The sequence below is a fragment of the Allobosea sp. BK604 genome, from assembly GCF_004341515.1.
Taxonomy (GTDB): Bacteria; Pseudomonadota; Alphaproteobacteria; order Rhizobiales; family Beijerinckiaceae; genus Allobosea.
On sequence record NZ_SLZF01000004.1, the window covers coordinates 297,014 to 313,171 of the forward strand.

At 66.9% G+C, this 16,158-nt stretch carries 13 protein-coding genes; 4 read left to right on the plus strand and 9 right to left on the minus strand.

Annotated features, from left to right (window positions below; all coding sequences use genetic code 11):
• Positions 1-400 precede the first annotated feature (400 nt).
• Together EV560_RS14475 and EV560_RS14480 are read left to right on the plus strand one after the other, a co-directional pair.
• On the plus strand, positions 401-1,153 hold the full coding sequence (locus EV560_RS14475; protein WP_165923469.1) for a FadR/GntR family transcriptional regulator: 753 nt from the start codon (positions 401-403) through the stop codon (positions 1,151-1,153).
• Between the two features lie 81 nt (positions 1,154-1,234).
• Positions 1,235-2,275, plus strand: coding sequence for a lactonase family protein (locus EV560_RS14480; RefSeq protein WP_131856483.1), 1,041 nt, complete (start codon positions 1,235-1,237; stop codon positions 2,273-2,275).
• Between the two features lie 149 nt (positions 2,276-2,424).
• Here EV560_RS14480 and EV560_RS14485 read toward each other — a convergent pair whose 3' ends face one another.
• From EV560_RS14485 to EV560_RS14500, 4 genes are all read right to left on the minus strand, one after another.
• Entirely contained in the window at positions 2,425-4,188 is a 1,764-nt protein-coding gene (locus EV560_RS14485; protein WP_465247006.1) for an ABC transporter ATP-binding protein, read from the minus strand.
• A gap of 11 nt (positions 4,189-4,199) precedes the next feature.
• Entirely contained in the window at positions 4,200-5,339 is a 1,140-nt protein-coding gene (locus tag EV560_RS14490; RefSeq protein WP_131856484.1) for an ABC transporter permease, read from the minus strand.
• Positions 5,340-5,399: 60 nt separating this feature from the next.
• Complete coding sequence (locus tag EV560_RS14495; RefSeq protein ID WP_131856485.1) at positions 5,400-6,386, minus strand: ABC transporter permease; 987 nt, start codon at positions 6,384-6,386, stop codon at positions 5,400-5,402.
• 81 nt (positions 6,387-6,467) lie between these two features.
• A complete protein-coding gene (locus EV560_RS14500) occupies positions 6,468-8,357 on the minus strand; it encodes an ABC transporter substrate-binding protein (RefSeq protein WP_131856486.1) in 1,890 nt (629 codons plus the stop codon).
• Positions 8,358-8,690: 333 nt separating this feature from the next.
• Between EV560_RS14500 and EV560_RS14505 the strand changes: the two genes are divergently transcribed.
• Together EV560_RS14505 and EV560_RS14510 are read left to right on the plus strand one after the other, a co-directional pair.
• Positions 8,691-9,842: an enolase C-terminal domain-like protein gene (locus EV560_RS14505; RefSeq protein WP_131856487.1), complete on the plus strand. Its 1,152-nt coding sequence runs from the start codon at positions 8,691-8,693 to the stop codon at positions 9,840-9,842.
• Between the two features lie 150 nt (positions 9,843-9,992).
• The gene (locus EV560_RS14510; RefSeq protein WP_131856488.1) at positions 9,993-10,787 is read left to right on the plus strand and encodes an NAD-dependent epimerase/dehydratase family protein; all 795 of its coding nucleotides are present in this window, start codon (positions 9,993-9,995) and stop codon (positions 10,785-10,787) included.
• 209 nt (positions 10,788-10,996) lie between these two features.
• Here the strand turns inward: EV560_RS14510 and EV560_RS14515 are convergent, their stop codons facing one another.
• The 5 genes from EV560_RS14515 to EV560_RS14535 are packed head-to-tail and all read right to left on the minus strand — an operon-like array spanning position 10,997 to position 16,137.
• Entirely contained in the window at positions 10,997-11,968 is a 972-nt protein-coding gene (locus tag EV560_RS14515) for an ornithine cyclodeaminase family protein (RefSeq protein ID WP_165923470.1), read from the minus strand.
• Positions 11,969-11,979: 11 nt separating this feature from the next.
• Complete coding sequence (locus EV560_RS14520) at positions 11,980-13,248, minus strand: NAD(P)/FAD-dependent oxidoreductase (RefSeq protein WP_131856490.1); 1,269 nt, start codon at positions 13,246-13,248, stop codon at positions 11,980-11,982.
• On the minus strand, positions 13,245-14,426 hold the full coding sequence (locus EV560_RS14525; RefSeq protein ID WP_131856491.1) for an NAD(P)/FAD-dependent oxidoreductase: 1,182 nt from the start codon (positions 14,424-14,426) through the stop codon (positions 13,245-13,247). Before EV560_RS14525 ends, EV560_RS14520 begins: the two co-directional genes overlap by 4 nt.
• Positions 14,423-15,790 carry an FAD-dependent oxidoreductase gene (locus EV560_RS14530; RefSeq protein WP_131856492.1) on the minus strand — a complete coding sequence of 456 codons (1,368 nt, stop codon included), beginning with the start codon at positions 15,788-15,790 and terminating at the stop codon, positions 14,423-14,425. The genes EV560_RS14525 and EV560_RS14530 overlap by 4 nt, the downstream gene beginning before the upstream one ends.
• Complete coding sequence (locus EV560_RS14535; protein ID WP_131856493.1) at positions 15,787-16,137, minus strand: (2Fe-2S)-binding protein; 351 nt, start codon at positions 16,135-16,137, stop codon at positions 15,787-15,789. Before EV560_RS14535 ends, EV560_RS14530 begins: the two co-directional genes overlap by 4 nt.
• Positions 16,138-16,158: the final 21 nt, after the last annotated feature.

Sequence of the window (16,158 nt, forward strand, 5' to 3'; positions counted from 1 at the left end):
CAGCGACTGCCTGTTCGGGACAGGCCGGTCTTTGCGCAGGTCAACCGGGCGGCCAGATTTGTATGACAACTTATGCATGGGGCCGCTCATGCGTCAAGCAGGAGAGCTTGGGCATGTCCGCGTTTGGCGCCTCGCGCGGAGCAGTCAGGCCGGATATCCAGGATGTCAGACCAATTCGGGCCATTGCCGGGGCCGATCCGATGCCATGGCTGATATGGTTGCGATTTCAGCAGATAGCGCGTCCTGCCGCGCGGTTGCCATGCCGAAACGGCCGAATGGGCGCCTGCGCATTTCCGCCGATCGCGCCATTGAACCTTGCGGCATAGACGGGCGCGGCATGTCATCATACAAGAAGGCGTCAAAGCCGCGAGCGCGATTCAACCAAGGGCAGCGCGATCAGATGTCATCCACCACGCAGCCGGCTTCCGTGACCATCTCGCCGTCCAGCCGCAAGAGCCTGGTGACGACCATGGCCCAGGAACTCGAGAGCCAGATCGAGGATGGCCGGCTGAAGCCCGGCGACCGCTTGCCATCAGAGGCGGTACTGGCTGTTTCGGCTGGGGTGAGCCGCACCGTGGTGCGCGAAGCCGTCGCCTCGCTCAAGGCCGCCGGGCTGATCGAGACGCGGCAGGGCTCCGGCGCCTTCGTGCTGGAGGCGCCGAAGAAGCAGGTTTTCCTCGGAGGAATCGAGCGCGCCACCGTCGAGGACATCCTCTCGGTGCTCGAGCTGCGTCTCGCGGTCGAGGTCGAATGCGCCGCGCTCGCTGCTGCCAGGCGCACCGACGACGACATTGCCGCGCTCGACAGGGCGATCGCCGCGATGTCTGCGGCCGACAGCTTCAGCGATAGCGGCGTCAGCGCCGATCTCTCCTTCCACCACGCGCTGGCGCGCGCCACCGGAAATCCCTATTTCGTCGAGTTTCTCAAGTATCTCGGCGAATTTGCGGTGCCGCGCCGGCACATGGTCGGGCGGACCAGGAATCTTGGCGATGTCCAGGCCTATATGACGATGGTCGATGCCGAGCACCGCGCCATTCGCAATGCGGTCGCGGCGCAGGATTCCGCGCTGGCGGCGGCGGCGATGCGCGGCCATCTCGCCGGCAGCCGCGCGCGCTACTCCACGCTGATCAAGGCCGATGCGGCCGAGACCTGAGGCGCCGCGGGGACAATCTCACACGCAGCATGATCGGGCTGCCTGACAGGCTCGGGCACCGACACTATCAGGGAGTCCTGCATGTCGCCCCATCTCTCGAGCGGCCGGGCCGATTTCGCCGTCTATATCGGCAATGGTCGGGGCGGCGACATCAGCGTGCTCAGGCTCTCGGCCGGCAGCGGCAAGCTGGAGCCGGTTCAGCGCATGCCGTTTCCCGGCTTGAGCGAGCCGGGCCGCTCTCTGCCTCTCGCCTTGTCGCCGGATCGGGAGGTCCTCTACGTCGCCATGCGCGGGGCGCCGCGCGGGATCGCGAGCTTCGGCATCGACCGGGAGACCGGTGCGCTCTCCCTGCTCGGCTTTGCGGCGATCGGGGAGAGCCTCGCCTATATCCGGAGCGACCGCAGCGGGCGCTTCCTCTTCGGCGCCTCCTACGACGGGGACCTCGTGACGGTGAATCCGATCGGGGCAGATGGCGTCGCCGGCGAGGTCGCGCAGCGGTTGCCGACCGCGCCGCATGCGCATGGCATCATGAGCGATCCGGCCAACCGGCATGTGCTCGCGACCAGCCTCGGCGGTGACCTGCTCTACACGTTCGACTTTGCCGGGGGCGCGCTGGCAAGGCCGCGCAGCATCTCGCTGCCGCAAGGAAGTGGTCCGCGCCATTTCGTCTTCGCGCCGGATGGCAGGCAAGTTTATCTGCTCGGCGAACTCGATGCGTCGATCACCGTGCTCGACTATGAGCCGGCGCAAGGAGCACTCGCTCAGCGACAGAGGGTCAGCCTCCTGCCGGACGGTTTCGCCGGCACGCCCTGGGGCTCCGACCTGCACATCACCCCGGACGGGCGCTTCCTCTACGCCTCCGAGCGCGGCAGCTCGACCCTGGCAAGCTTTGCCATTGAAGCCGACGGACAATTGCGGCCGCTCGGTCATATTGCAACGGAGACGCAGCCGCGCGGCTTCGGCATCGATCCGACCGGGCGCCATCTGCTGGCGCTCGGGCAGCTCACCGATCACGTCACCTCTTATATGATCGATGCCGGGACGGGCGGCCTCACGGTGGTGGACCGGGTTCAGGCCGGATCAAGCCCGGATTGGGTCGAGATCATCGCGCTGGAGGGGTGATCTTCGCGGGGCGCCGTCCACCGTCGTCATTGCGAGGAGCGTAGCGACGAAGCAATCGACCCGCTCGCTCTACGTTTCCTGGATTGCTTCGCTGCGCTCGCAAGGACGGGGAGGGCGGCTAGCCCCTCCATAGCCAGGCTGCCCCTCCATCAGCCAGGCTGCGCCTCCTCCGCCACATAGCGGTGCCGCCGCATGATCCTGCGGTCGCCCGGATGCGAGCCCGGTGCGGCCGAGAGCAGTGCCTTCGTATAGGGGTGCTCCGGCTCCGAGCAGACCTTGATCGCCTCGCCGGTCTCGACGATCTTGCCGCGATACATCACGGCGACTCGATCGCAGAAATAGCGGATCACGCCGAGATCGTGGCTGATCATGATGTAGCTCAGCTTCAGCTTCTCCTGCAGGCCGAGCAGCAGGTCGAGGATTTGCGAGCGCACGGTGACGTCGAGCGCCGAGGTCGCCTCGTCGGCGATGACGAGACGCGGGTCGGGCGCGAGCGCGCGGGCGACGCAGATGCGCTGGCGCTGGCCGCCGGAGAAGGCGTGCGGATAGCGGTCGATCACGCCCGCCGGCAGATCGACCATCTCCAGCAGTTCGGCGACGCGCCGACGCAAGGGCTCGCCCTTCATCATGCCCTGGACCAGCAGCGGCTCGCCGATGAGCTGGCCGACGGTCATGCGCGGGTTGAGCGAGGCGAAGGGATCCTGGAAGATCATGCGCATCTCGCGGTGGATGCGGCGCATCTCCTGCGCCGGCACCTTCGTGAGATCGATCATCGCGCCATCGGATTGTCGGTAATTGACCTCACCGATCGTCGGCTCATGGACGCGGATCAGGCAATTGCCGAGCGTCGACTTGCCGGAGCCGCTTTCGCCGACGATGCCGAGATTCTCGCCTTCGTCGAGATGGAGCGAGACGTCCGAGACGGCGGTGAGTGCGGCGCTCACCTTGAGCAGGCTCGCCCGCGAAGGATAGGTCTTGGTCAGGTTGCGCACATCGAGCAGGCGTGGGCGCACGGTGGCTTCGGGGACCGGCTTGCGGGCGGAGCGCTCGAGCCGCCGCACGGAATCGATCAGGTCGGCCGTATAGCCGCTTTGCGGGCGGTAGAAGATCTGTTCGGCCGGGCCGAGCTCGAGCAGCTTGCCGCGCCGCATCACCGCCACCTCGTCGGCGATCTCGGCGACGACGCCCATATCATGGGTGATGAACAGCACCGACATGTCACGCGCCACCTGCATCTGCCTGATCAAGGCGATGATCTCGGCCTGGGTGGTGACGTCGAGCGCGGTGGTCGGCTCGTCGGCGATCAGGATCTCCGGGTTGCAGGCGAGCGCCATGGCGATCATGGCGCGCTGGCGCATGCCGCCGGAGAACTCGAAGGCATAGCGGTCGAAGGCCCGCTCGGGATCGCGGATCTCGACCTGGCGCAGCAGCTCGATCGTGCGGGCGCGGGCTTCGTCCATGTCGATCGGCTGGTGGATCAGCATCGCCTCGGCGATCTGCCAGCCGATCGTGTGGACCGGCGAGAGCGAGGTCATCGGCTCCTGGAAGATCATCGCGATGTCGCGGCCGCGGATCGCCCGCATCGCCCGCCCACGCGGGCCGAGCTTGACGAGATCGACCGGCCGGCCGTTCTCGCGCCGGCTCGAAAACAGGATCTCGCCGGAGGTGACCCGGCCGGGCGGATCGATGATCTGCAGGATCGAACGGGCGGTGACGCTCTTGCCGCTGCCACTCTCGCCGACGATGCAGAGCGTCTTGCCGCGTTTCATCGTCAGGCTGACATCGTCGACAGCCGGCGCATCGCCTTTCGAGCGGCCGAAGGTCGTGGTTAGCCGGCGGATGTCGAGGATGATCTCCGGCAGGGGCGGCTTGTCGGCGGGCTGGTTCGGGGCGGTCGGGGTCATGGCGTTCATCGTCCCGCTCCTCACTGGCTGTAGGGATCGGCCGCGTCGCGCAGGCCGTCGCCGACGAAGTTGAGCGAGAGCACCATCAGGATCACCGCGATGCCGGGGATGAAGACCCAGGGCGCGGCGGCGATGGAGCGGATGTTCTGGGCCTCCTTGAGCAACACGCCCCAGCTGATCGCCGGTGGCTGGAGACCCAGCCCCAGGAAGCTCAGCGCCGTCTCGGCCAGGATCATCGTCGGCACCGCCAGCGAGACGGCGGCGATGATGTGGCTCGCCAGCGAGGGCAGCATGTGGCGAAAGATGATGCGGCCTTCACGGCAGCCGTCGAGCCTGGCGGCGGTGACGAAGGGCTCGGCGCGCATCGCCAGGAAACGGCCGCGCACGACGCGGGCGAGCTCGGTCCAGCCGACCAGCGAGATGATCGCGGTGATGGTGAAATATTGGAGGATCGGCGACCAGCCCTTGGGCAGGGCGGCGGCGAGCGCGAGCCAGATCGGGATCGTCGGCAGCGACAGGATGTACTCGACCAGCCGCTGGATCACCCAGTCGATCTTGCCGCCATAATAGCCGGAGATGCCCCCGAGGAAGATGCCGAGCACGACGCTGATGACGACGCCGACGAGACCGATCGACATGGTCGTGCGCGCGCCATAGACGACGCGGCTCAGCATGTCCCGGCCGAGCCGGTCGGAGCCGAAGAGATAGAAGGGCTCGCCCGGTTTCTCCGCGGCCAGCAGATGGATGTTCATGGGGAAGAGGCCCCAGAGCTGGTAGCCGTCGCCCGGGCCGAAGAAGCGCAAATAGGTCTTGCGGCCATTGGCATCGGGCACGAAGACCTGCTTCAGCGTCGCCGGGTCGCGTTTCATGCTGTAGGCATAGACGAAGGGACGGAAGCTCCAGCCGCCGTCGGCGCTCGTGTCGATGAAATGCAGCGCCTGCGGCGGGTGATAGACGAAGCGTGCATTGGCCCGCTCCGGATCGGCCGGTGCGATGATCTCGGCGAAGAGCGCGATGAAATAGACCAGGAAGGTGAGGGCGAGGCCGATCACCGCCAGACGGTGGCGCTTGAAGCGCAGCCAGAGCAGACGCCACTGCGAGGCGTAGGCGAGGCGTGCAGTGCCGGCGCCCGGCGCGATGGCTTCGACGGCTAAGGTCATGGCGTATCCCCAGGTTCGCTGCGCCGCCCGAGGGCGGGCGCGCCTGTTGTCGTTGTCGCGTCAGTCGAAGCGGATGCGCGGATCGACCAGCACGAGGAGGATGTCGGAAAGCAGCGTGCCGATGACGGTCATCAGGCAGAGCAGCAGAAGGAAGGCGCCGGAAAGGTAGATGTCCTGCGAAAGCAGCGACTGGTAGAGCAGCGGCCCGGCCGTCGGCAGGTTGAGGATGATCGAGGTGATCACCGCGCCCGAGACGAGATGCGGCAGGATCCAGCCGAGCGTGCTGATGAACGGGTTGAGCGCGAGCCGGATCGGGTAGCGCAGCAGCAGCGTCGTCTCCCTCAGCCCCTTGGCGCGGGCGGTCACGACATAGGGCTGGTAGAGCTGGTCGATCAGGTTGGCGCGCATGATGCGGATCAGGCTTGCCGCGCTGCTGGTGCCGAGGATGATGATCGGGATCCAGAGGTGCTGCAGCAGGTCGAGCACGCGGTCCCAGGACCAGGGCGCGTTGGCAAATTCGGGCGAGAACAGTCCGGTGACGTCCTGGCCGAAATAGACCACGGCAAAATACATCAGGATCAGGCCGAACAGGAAGTTCGGCACGGCGAGCCCGATGAAGCCGATCAGGGTGAAGACGTAGTCGCCGAGCGAGTACTTCTTCACCGCCGAATAGATGCCGATCGGCAGGGCGATGCACCAGGTGAAGGCGAGCGTCAGCAGCGAGAGCACCAGCGTCAGCAGCATGCGCTCGCCGATCAGGCTGGAGACCGGCGCCTGCCATTCGAAGGAATAGCCGAAATCGCCGTGGAAGATGATGTTGCCGATCCAGGTGAAATACTGGCTCAGCAGCGGCTGATCGAGTCCGTAGCGGGCGCGCATGCTCTCGAGGGTCGCTGCGTCGATCGTCTCGCCATTGGCCGAGGCCTTGGCGGCGTAGCTGGTGACGAAGTCGCCCGGCGGCAGCTGGATCAGGATGAAGACGGTCAGCGAGACCAGGAACACGAAGGGGATCGTGGCCAGCAGGCGTTTCAGGATGTAACGCGCCATGACGGGACTCCGAACCTGCGCAGCGTTATCGAGCGAAATGCGGGCGCGGCAGCCTGAGCGCCGCGCCGGCAGGGCCGGCTGTCAACGGGCGTAGAAATACTGCTGCGGCAGCGAGCCACCGGGCGTCGCGTAGGTCCAGCTCGACGGCATGCTGTCGAAGACGTTGCGCAGGTTGGTCTTGCGGATGCCGAGCTGGGCCGGCGGCTCGACCGTGCCGATGACGTCGAAGGCCTCGGCGGCGAGCTGCAGGATCTGGCGGAAGATCTCGTCCGCCTTGGCTTCGTCCGGCTCGACCTTCCACTTGTCGAAGAGCGCATAGCGCTGCTTCATGTTCTCGCTCGGCTCCTCGCCGACCTTGCCGCCGCTCATGTACCACTTCACCCAGGGGATGCTCTGGCGCGAGTCGAGCGGGTGGATGGCCAGGATGGCGCGCATCTCCTGCGTCGGGTCGAGGCCGCCGGAGAGGGCGTCGACGCTGATGTCGTAGTCGTTATTCTGGGCGCGGTCGTAGAAGAGCGAGCGCTCGGAGGAGCGGATCAGCAGATCGATGCCGATTTCGGCCCATTGCTTGCGGATCAGCTCCAGCACCTCGATATAGGCCGGCGAGCCGATGCTGACGATCGCCGCGATGCTGATGCGCCCGCCCTCAGGGTAGAGGCGAAAGCCCTGGCTGTCCTTCTTGGTCAGGCCGAGCCCGTCGAGGATGGCGTTGGCCTGCTTCACGTCATGCGCGGTGAACTGGGTCGCGAGCTGCTCGTTATAGAGCCGGTGCGATGCCAGCGGGCCGATCTGGCGCGGCTTGCCGCCGCCGAGGAAGACGATCTCGTTGATCTCCTCGCGGTCCATGCCGAGCGAGAGCGCCTTGGTGAAGCCCGGCGTCCGGATCAGCTTGCGCAGCGGTGCGTTCTGCGTGGTCTGGTTGACCATCAGCCCGGCGGCGTTGGCGTTGAGGTCCTTCATCTCCAGGATCGAATAGCCGCCCTTGGCCATGTTCTCGGAGAGGACGGGCTTGTTCGCGATCGCGTTGATATAGCGGATCTGCAGGTCGAGCTGCCCGTTGATCGCCGCGAGCAGGATCGTCTCGACATCGCCGAAGACGGTGAATTGCAGCGAGTCGACATAAGGGAGCTGGTTGCCGGCCGTGTCGACCTGCGGGAAGTAAGGGTTGCGCTCCAGCACGATGCGGGTGGCGCCGCCGCGATAAGGCTCCTTCACCACCCAGGGATCGAGCGTCGGGCGCTCTAGATTGGCCCAGCGCGAGGGCACTTCGATATCGCCGCATTTCAGGCGCATCAGCGCTGCCCAGTCCTTGACGTTGTTCTGCTTCATCAGCTCGTCGAGGTTGGTCGCGTGTTTCGGGTGGAACTGCTTGCAGTAGTGCTTGGCATAGAGCACCGGGTGCTGGCCGACCGGGGTCGCCATCTCCTCCGGGAAGGTGCGATAGGGGCCGCCGAAGATCAGCTTGACCGTGTAGTCGTCGATCTTCTCGGCCGTCATCAGCTTGCCGTTGACGACATAGCGCGGCGGCGGCGACTGGAAGAAAGCCTTGTCGGGCAGCAGGTCCTGCACGAAGAACAGGATGTCGTCGGCGGTGAAGGGCTGGCCGTCCGACCATTTCATGCCCTGCCGGAGCTTGAAGGTGTATTCCGACTTGTCGGCATTGGTCGTCCAGCCCTCGGCGACGTTGGGCTCGACGCCGGTGAACTTGATGTCCCAGCGCGTCAGGCCCTGCGGGCCGACCGAGCGCAGGATGGCGTTGTAGTCACCGTCGCCGCGCATCGCCTGGCGGATCGTGCCGCCATACTGGCCGACGCGCTCGAAGGGCGTGATGACCTGCGGGTTCTTCGGCAGGCGCTGGTCGACCGGCGGCAGCTTGCCCGCGTCGACGAGCTGCTTGAGCTGCGGCGATTCACTGTAGGCTTGCGCGAGCCCAGGCAGCAGCAGCCCGGCTTGCAGGGCGAGCGCTGCCATGAGCGTGCGCCCGTGGCGAGCCGGTATCGATCCGAGCTTGGCGAACAACACCACCGCATCCTCCCAAATGAATCTGTTCTGATGACAGATTTGTCATACAGGTTGCCCGAAGCGCTCCAACTCTGTCAAGCGCACGAATCGCGCGGTCCCTCGGGACTTCTCGCGGGAGAGTGGCTGCTATCGGCAAGTGGATTGACAGGTTCGGAATCCTCGCGATACGAACCTGTCTGACAACATAAGTCGGTTCAAGACAGGTGCGGAGGCTGGGTTGTCCGGCGCGAACCGCCCGTTCTTCCGGCGACGCTTCGCCGGGCGATAGCGAGGAAACGAGCCATGAAGATCGTCGACGTGAAGGCCAGGGTCTTCACCTACAAGACCGATACGAGCCGGGATTCAGAGGGCCATGGCCATCCCGGCCCGACGCGCGACGCCAGGCAGGCCCTGCTGACGATCACTGCCGATGACGGCACGCAAGGCCACACCACCTGCCTGCCGGCCTATGTCACCGAAGACCTGTTGCAGAGCTATATCCGGCCGATCCTGATCGGCCGCGATCCGTTGATGCGCGAGCAGATCTGGCATGCGCTGTACAAGCGCCAGCGCGGCAGCAGCGGCCAGATGAGCGACCGCGTCGTCTGCGCCGTCGAACTCGCGCTCTGGGACCTCTATGGCAAGATCCTGAAGCAGCCGGTCTGGCGGCTCGCCGGCGGCTATCGCGACAAGATCCTGGCCTATGGCAGCACGATGTGCGGCGATGAACTCGAAGGCGGTCTCGCGACGCCCGAGGATTATGGCCGCTTCGCCGAGTGGATGGTGAAGGAGCGCGGCTACAAGGCGATCAAGCTCCACACCTGGATGCCGCCGATCAAGGGCGCGCCCGATGTGAAACTGGACATCGCTGCCTGCGCGGCGGTTCGCGAGGCGGTCGGACCCGAGATCCCGCTGATGGTCGACCCCAACCACTGGTACTCGCGCCAGGATTCGCTCTGGCTATGCCAGCAGCTCGAGGAGCTGAACTATCTCTGGATCGAGGAGATGATGGAGGAGGCCTCGCTCAGCGCCTATCAGTGGCTGAACAGCAAGTTGACGCGGCTCAACATCCTCGGCCCGGAGAACATGCAGGGCAAGTACTGGACCCGCGCGGAATGGGCCGCGAAGGGCGCCTGCGACATGATCCGCACCGGCGTCTACGATGTCGGCGGCATCAGCCCATCCCTGAAATGCGCCCATATCGCCGAGGGCTTCCACATGCTCTGCGAGGTGCATGGCGGCGGCGCCGGCAACATGGCGGTCTGCGCCTCGATCCAGAACACGACCTATTACGAGCGCGGGCTGCTGCACCCGTTCATCGACCATGACAAGCCGCCGGCCTATCTCAACCGCATCGACGACGAGATGGACCGTGACGGCTATGTCCATATGCGCGACGAGCCCGGCCTCGGCCAGGATATCAACCACGACTATATCGAGGCGCATCTCGTCTGAGGCTTCGCCTGCCTTGGGCCGGCCGAGCCTGGAGCATGTCCGCGTTTCCTAGAATCGCAGAAATGCTCTAGGCCTCTGTTTTATCGCATTTTCTTCACGCGAACCGGTGCCCACTTCGCTCGAAAATGCTCTGGCGGGACTTCTGCTGCGATGACCCTGAAACGCATCCTGATCACCGGCGCAGCCGGCGGGCTCGGCCAGATGCTGCGGCCGGAGCTCAAGGACATGGCGGAGATCATCCGGCTGTCGAGCCGGCGGCGGCTGGAGCCGACGGGCCCGCATGAGGAGTTCATGCCTTGCGACCTTGCCGACGCGCCGGCGGTGGACAGGCTGCTCGAAGGTGTCGATGCCGTTGTCCATATGGGCGGGCAGGCGAGCGAGGCGCCCTGGGACGTCATCCTCTCCGCTAATATCATCGGCGCGATCAATCTCTGGGAAGCAGCGCGCAAGGCCGGCACGCAGCGCATCATCTTCGCCAGCTCGAACCACGCGATCGGGCTCTACACGCGCGATGACAGGCTCGACCACAATTCGCCGGCCAAGCCCGACGGGCGCTACGGGCTGAGCAAGGCTTTCGGCGAGGATCTCGCCAGCCTCTACGCCCACAAACACGGCATCCGCGCCATGTGCATGCGCATCGGCTCGACCTTTCCGAAGCCGAAATCGCGGCGGATGCTGAGCACTTGGATGAGCTATCCGGACATGGTGCAGATGACGAAGATCGGCCTCACCGCCGATTATCTCTATGAGATCGTCTACGGCGTCTCCGACAATGACCGGAACTGGTGGGACAACAGCAACGCCTACCGGCTCGGCTTCCGCCCGCAGGACAATGCCGAGACCTTCGTTGGGGACGTCGAGGGAATCGGCGAGGCGACCGAGCTCGCCGAGCTGTTCCAGGGCGGGCGTCTTGCGGCCACGGAATACGAGGGCGGGGCACGCTAGAGCATTTTCGAGCGAAGTGGATACCGGTTCGCGTGAAGAAAATGCGTCAAAACAAAGGGATAGAGAATTTTCGCGATTCGGAGAAGCGCGGAAATGCTCTAGTCGCAGTCGACCAGAGTTGCGTTTCCCTTAAGTCCGTGCGGCCCGACGGGTGGGCCCTTGCGCGCTCGACAAGTCCGGTGTGCCCGCCTGCCTAAGCCCGCGCCTGATTACCGCGGCAGAGTATTTCCCGCTCGCGCTCCAAGAGCGGCATTGTAGACGCAGGCGGCGAGCGCAAGGTCCGCCAGCGCAAAGCCGCGGAAGACGAACATGGTCCGCTGTGCCGGCTCGGTGCGCCCGGGCCGGGCTCCGGCGCAGAGTTCGGAGAGATCGGCATCGAAGCTGCCCATCGGGCCGAAGTCCGGCCAGATCGGCAGGTTTTCCGATTGCTGCAGGTTGTCGTCGATCGCAACGATATCGAGCGCCCGCATCCCCTCCGAGTACCAGCTGCGCCCGACATCGACAGAGGTCACGAAGGCGCCGGGGCGGATCCAGGCCGGATCGAGGAAGGGCCTGAAGCCTGGCCGCGTCGGCACGCTGGTCACGACGATGTCGCTTCCCCTCACCAGCGCCTCGGCATCATCGCTGATCGCAACGTCGAAACCGCGCTCTGCCGCGTGGCCGGCAAAGCGGCGGGTGCTGTCGCGACCGGAATCGAAGGCGATGACCCTCTTGAGGCTTGGCAGCAGCGACGACATCGCCGCCAGATGAGCACGAGCCTGCACGCCGCTGCCGATGAAGCCTATCGTGGCGCTGTCGGGTCGTGCGAGTGCTGCCGCGGCGGCGGCCGACATTGCGGCGGTGCGGATGCCGGTGATGATATTGCCGTCGAGGATCGCGAGCAGGCGACCGCTGGCGAGATCGTTCAGCGCGATCAGCGCGTCGATATTGGCGCCGCCAGAGCCCTGGACGGGCGCCATGCCGAGCCATTTCACGGCGGCCATGCCGAGATCCGGCGAGGCTGCGATCATCGCCTGGAACAGATGGCCGGGCCCGAGATCGAGCGCAAGTTTTGGCTTGCTCAGCGTCCGGCCGGCGTGATGGGCGGCGAAGGCGCGCTGGATCGCGTCGCGCGCCAGCGCGGGATCGAGCGCCAGCGACGCGATCTCGGCCGTGCCGAGGTAGAGAACAGTGTTGGACATCGCTGCTTTCGTCACCATTGCCGGAAGCGCTGCGGTGCATAGGGAGCCGCAGCCAGCGCAGGCTGCTTGCCACCGATCAGATCGGCAAGGAAGCGGGCCGAGATCGGCGCCATCGCCATGCCGGCATGGCCGTGACCGAAACCGTGCAATATGTCGGGGCAGCCCGAGGCGGGCCCAAGGCTCGGCAGGCTGTCCGGCGTGGACGGACGATGGCCCATCCAGCGCCTGATCCGGGTCGCATCCGGCCGGGTCGCGATGGCCGGGAAGGCCATGTGCAGGAAGCTGACCAGGATCTCGGCGCGGCGCCAGTCGGGCTCGGCATCGAGGCTGGCAAGCTCGACCTGCCCGGCGACGCGCAGGCCGGCCCGGGTCGTGGTCAGCGCCATCTTGCCGTCGCTCGGCATGATCGGATGGAGCGGCGCATATTCGGGATCGCTCAGCACGATATGGTAGCCGCGCTCGCTTTCGAGCGGGATCGCATCGCCGGCAGCGCGGGCGAGCGGGCCGGACCAGGCGCCGGCACAGATCACCGCCTTGTCGCAGGCGATGGCGCCGGCATCGGTCGAGACGGAGCGCAGCCTGCCCTCGGCCATGTCGAAGCCGGTGGCTCTGGCCTTGACGAGCGTCGCGCCGCGCTGGGTCATGTAGCCTGCGAGCCCGGCGATGAAGGCGCCGGGATCGGTGAGGTTGCAACCCTCCCTGACATAGGCGCCGAAGCGATAGCTCGGGCCGAGACCCGGTTCGAAGGCGCGCAGTTCCTCGCCCTCGAGCTCATGCCAGCTCACGCCGTTCTCGCGGCGCAGGCGCCATTCCAGCGCGTCCTTCTCGAACTCGGCGCGCGACGGGAAGACGTAGAGCAGCCCATCATAAGCGAGATGGTCGGCGAGCCCGGCCTCGGCAGCGATGCCCCGGTAGAGCGCGACATTGTCGACGATCAGGGCGCGGCGGGCGCGCGCGGCCTGCTCGACCTTGGCGACGCTCGAGCCCGCCCTGACGAAGCGCAACAGCCAGGGCGCCAGCCGCGGCAGGTGGCGCCAGCGGATCGCGAAGGGGCCGAGCGGGTCGGCGAGGAAGCCGGGAACCTTGCGCCAGAGGCCGGGAGTCGAGACCGGCATGATCGTGCCCGAATTGATCCAGGCGCCGTTACCATAGCTTGCCGCCTGCTCGCCGCCCGGCTCGTCCGGCTCGACGATGGTGACGCGGTGGCCGTCACGCAGGCATTCGAGCGCGGTCAGCGCGCCGACGATCCCGGCACCGATGACGGCGACATGCTGGGTCATGGCTTGTTTCCAGCGGCCGGCGTCGCATCGAATTCGCGCCGGAATTTCTCGTCGGCCTCGACCGCACCGGTGAAGCGGCCGATCGAGAAGGGCGCGAGCGGCGTTTGCGTCTCACCGTCCACGATCAGCTCGCTCAGGCACAGCCCGACGCCAGGGCCGATCTGGAAGCCGTGGCCGCAGAAGCCGAAGGCGTGGAACAGACCAGGCGTCGTCAGGCTCGGGCCGATGACCGGGATCATGTCGGGCAAATAGCCCTCGATGCCGGACCAGACGCGAATCACATGGCAGCTCTCCAGGGCGGGCACTGCCGCTCCGAGATGGCGCATCGCGGCCAGCGTCTTGGCGAGCGGCACCGGGGCGCGGTTGGCGACAGGGTCGGCGGCCGTGCGCGGATAGCCGGCGAGTATGACGTTGCCGCGCGGGATCTGCCGGAAGATCACGGTGCCGTCGACGGCCTGGACGGAGGGCCTGATGAAATACGGGAAAGGTTCGGTGACGAATTGCGGCGGCCCGGCCGGAAAGAGCGGCGCCGTCTCGCTGAATTGCTCGGCAATGGCGAGCGCCCAGGCGCCGGCGCAATTGATGACCTGGCCGCAATCGATCGAAAGGCCGGTATCGGTGGCGAGGCTGAAGGCGCCGTCTCCGGTCCGCAATTCGGTGACCCGGCACGTCTCGACGATGGTGACGCCGAGCCCTTTCGCCGCCCGTGCCACGGCCGGCGTGACCAGGCGCGGATTGGCCGTGGCGTCGCGGGCCGAATAGGTCGCGGCATAGGCCTTGTCGCTGAGCCAGGGGTAGCGGCGCCGCAGATCGACGTGGTCCAGATGCTCGATCGTCAGGCCATGGGATTCGGAGACGGCGGCATAGGCCTCGACCTTCCGCCACTCGTCCTCGGAGGAGGCGAAATAGAGATGACCGGTCGCCTCGAACTCGCAGGCATCGCCGATCAAGGTCTCGATCTGCTCCCAGAGCGCCTGTGAGCGCAGCGAGAGCGGATATTGTCCGGGAAAGCGGCCCTGCAGGCGAAGGTTGCCGAAATTCGTGCCGCTTGATTGTGCGCCGACCACGTCCTTCTCGAGCAGGACGACGCGCTGGCCGCGCTTCGCCAGGAAATAGGCCGACCAGACGCCGATCAGCCCGCCGCCGATGATGGCGACATCTGCGCTCAGCCTGGTCATGACGCGCCGGCCTTGGCAGCGGCGAGCGCCACGGGCTTGATCGGCGCCTGCATGCGCAGACGTCCCGCCTCGGCGCCGGCGATATTGCCGACACCCGCGACGATTTCCTGGAGCGCCGGCCCGCAGATCCGGCCCTGGCAGCGGCCCATGCCGCAGCGGGTCATGGCCTTGACCCGGTTGACCTCGGTCGGGCCGAGTTCCTGCGCCATGGCCTGCCTGATCTCGCCGAGCGAGACCTTCTCGCAGCGGCAGAGCGTGACATCGTCGGGCAGGGCGCGGATCTGCGCGACCGGCCAGGCGAAGGCCTGCGACAGCCCGCGCTGGAAGGCGCGCAGGCGCGAGGCGCGCCGGCGCAGGGCCGCGACGGCCGCTGCGTCGGAGGGGATGCCGAGATCGGCGAGCAGGGCATGCGCCGCGAGGGCGCCGCTGGCCTCGGCGGCGTCGGCCCCGCCGATCGTCATGCCGTCGCCGGCGAGATAGAGCCCGTCGCCGGCGCGGCCATCGGCATCGGCCTGCGGCAGCCAGAGCCGGAAGGCCTCGTCATAGGCGAGCTGCGCGCCGGCCAGCTCCGCGAGCTGCGTCTCCGGCTTCAGCCCGTAGCCGAGCGCGACGGCGTCGCAGGCGAAGCGGCGTTCGCGGCCCTTCGCGTCGCGGATCAGCAGCGACTCGACATGTCCGTCGCCTGCGACGGCGAGCGGTGTGACGCCATGCAGCACCGGCACGCCGGCACGCATCGCCCCGCCGAGATAGGCGAGCCCGCGCAGCAAGGTGCGCGGCGAGTTCAGAAGGGCGGGCAGGGCGGCGAGCTTGCGGACGAAGGGGGTGGTGTCGGCGATCACGACCACCTCGGCGCCGAGTGCGCGATATTGTCGGGCGGCCAGCGCCAGCAGCGGCGAGGAGCCGAGGAAGGCGACCCGGCGACCGATGAAGCAGCCCTGGTCCTTCAGCGCGACCTGCGCTCCGCCCAGCCCGAAGACACCGGGCAGGGTCCAGCCCGGCATGGGCGCGATCCGGTCCATCGCGCCGGTTGCGATGACCAGCGCGTCGTAGTCCAGCGTCGTGGCGCGGCCATCCTGCTGGAGATGCAGCGTCTTGCCGTCGATGCCCCAGACCAGCGTGCCGGGGCGATAATCGATCTGCCCGCGCAAGCTCTCGAAGCGCTCATGCAGCGCCTGGTATTTCGATGCCTCGCTGCCCATCAGCGCGTTCATGTCGAGCCGGAGGCCGGGCGAGGGCTTGCGGTAGCCCTGGCCGCCGGCCTGGCGGCCTTCGTCAAGCAGGATCGGCTGCCGGCCATGGGCGAGCAAGGTCTCGGCCGCGTTGATGCCGGCGGGCCCGGCGCCGACGATGACGATCCGGGTCATGGTGTTGCGAAAGGTCCTGGCGCGGCGAAAGCGGGCGGCAAGGTCAGGAGCGCCATGCCGGCCCGTACCGGTGTGGTGCAGGCCCGCAGGCGTTCGCCCTGCGCGGTCCAGACCCAGCAATCCTGGCAGGCGCCCATCAGGCAGAAGCCGGCGCGCGGCTCGCCACCGAATTCGAGATGCCGCAGGCGCGGGCCATGCGTCAGGATGGTGGCTAGGACGCTGTCATCCTCGGTCGCTGCGACCTCGCGGCCGTCGATGGTGAGGGTGATGGCGCGTCCGTCGCGGGCGACGGCGCGGACCAGTTGCGCCCGATGCCTCGTCGCGTCCCTCTCAGCCAAATCCGCCATAGCGCCCGCTTATCGTTATGC

Excerpts from the sequence above, each read along its gene's own strand:
- EV560_RS14490 (WP_131856484.1), bottom strand. The coding sequence starts at position 5,339 with ATGACCTTAGCCGTCGAAGCCATCGCGCCGGGCGCCGGCACTGCACGC.
- EV560_RS14500 (WP_131856486.1), bottom strand. The coding sequence starts at position 8,357 with ATGGCAGCGCTCGCCCTGCAAGCCGGGCTGCTGCTGCCTGGGCTCGCG.
- EV560_RS14480 (WP_131856483.1), top strand. The coding sequence starts at position 1,235 with ATGTCGCCCCATCTCTCGAGCGGCCGGGCCGATTTCGCCGTCTATATC.
- EV560_RS14475 (WP_165923469.1), top strand. The coding sequence starts at position 401 with ATGTCATCCACCACGCAGCCGGCTTCCGTGACCATCTCGCCGTCCAGC.
- EV560_RS14520 (WP_131856490.1), bottom strand. The coding sequence starts at position 13,248 with ATGACCCAGCATGTCGCCGTCATCGGTGCCGGGATCGTCGGCGCGCTG.
- EV560_RS14485 (WP_465247006.1), bottom strand. The coding sequence starts at position 4,188 with ATGAACGCCATGACCCCGACCGCCCCGAACCAGCCCGCCGACAAGCCG.
- EV560_RS14495 (WP_131856485.1), bottom strand. The coding sequence starts at position 6,386 with ATGGCGCGTTACATCCTGAAACGCCTGCTGGCCACGATCCCCTTCGTG.
- EV560_RS14535 (WP_131856493.1), bottom strand. The coding sequence starts at position 16,137 with ATGGCGGATTTGGCTGAGAGGGACGCGACGAGGCATCGGGCGCAACTG.
- EV560_RS14510 (WP_131856488.1), top strand. The coding sequence starts at position 9,993 with ATGACCCTGAAACGCATCCTGATCACCGGCGCAGCCGGCGGGCTCGGC.
- EV560_RS14515 (WP_165923470.1), bottom strand. The coding sequence starts at position 11,968 with ATGTCCAACACTGTTCTCTACCTCGGCACGGCCGAGATCGCGTCGCTG.
- EV560_RS14530 (WP_131856492.1), bottom strand. The coding sequence starts at position 15,790 with ATGACCCGGATCGTCATCGTCGGCGCCGGGCCCGCCGGCATCAACGCG.
- EV560_RS14505 (WP_131856487.1), top strand. The coding sequence starts at position 8,691 with ATGAAGATCGTCGACGTGAAGGCCAGGGTCTTCACCTACAAGACCGAT.
- EV560_RS14525 (WP_131856491.1), bottom strand. The coding sequence starts at position 14,426 with ATGACCAGGCTGAGCGCAGATGTCGCCATCATCGGCGGCGGGCTGATC.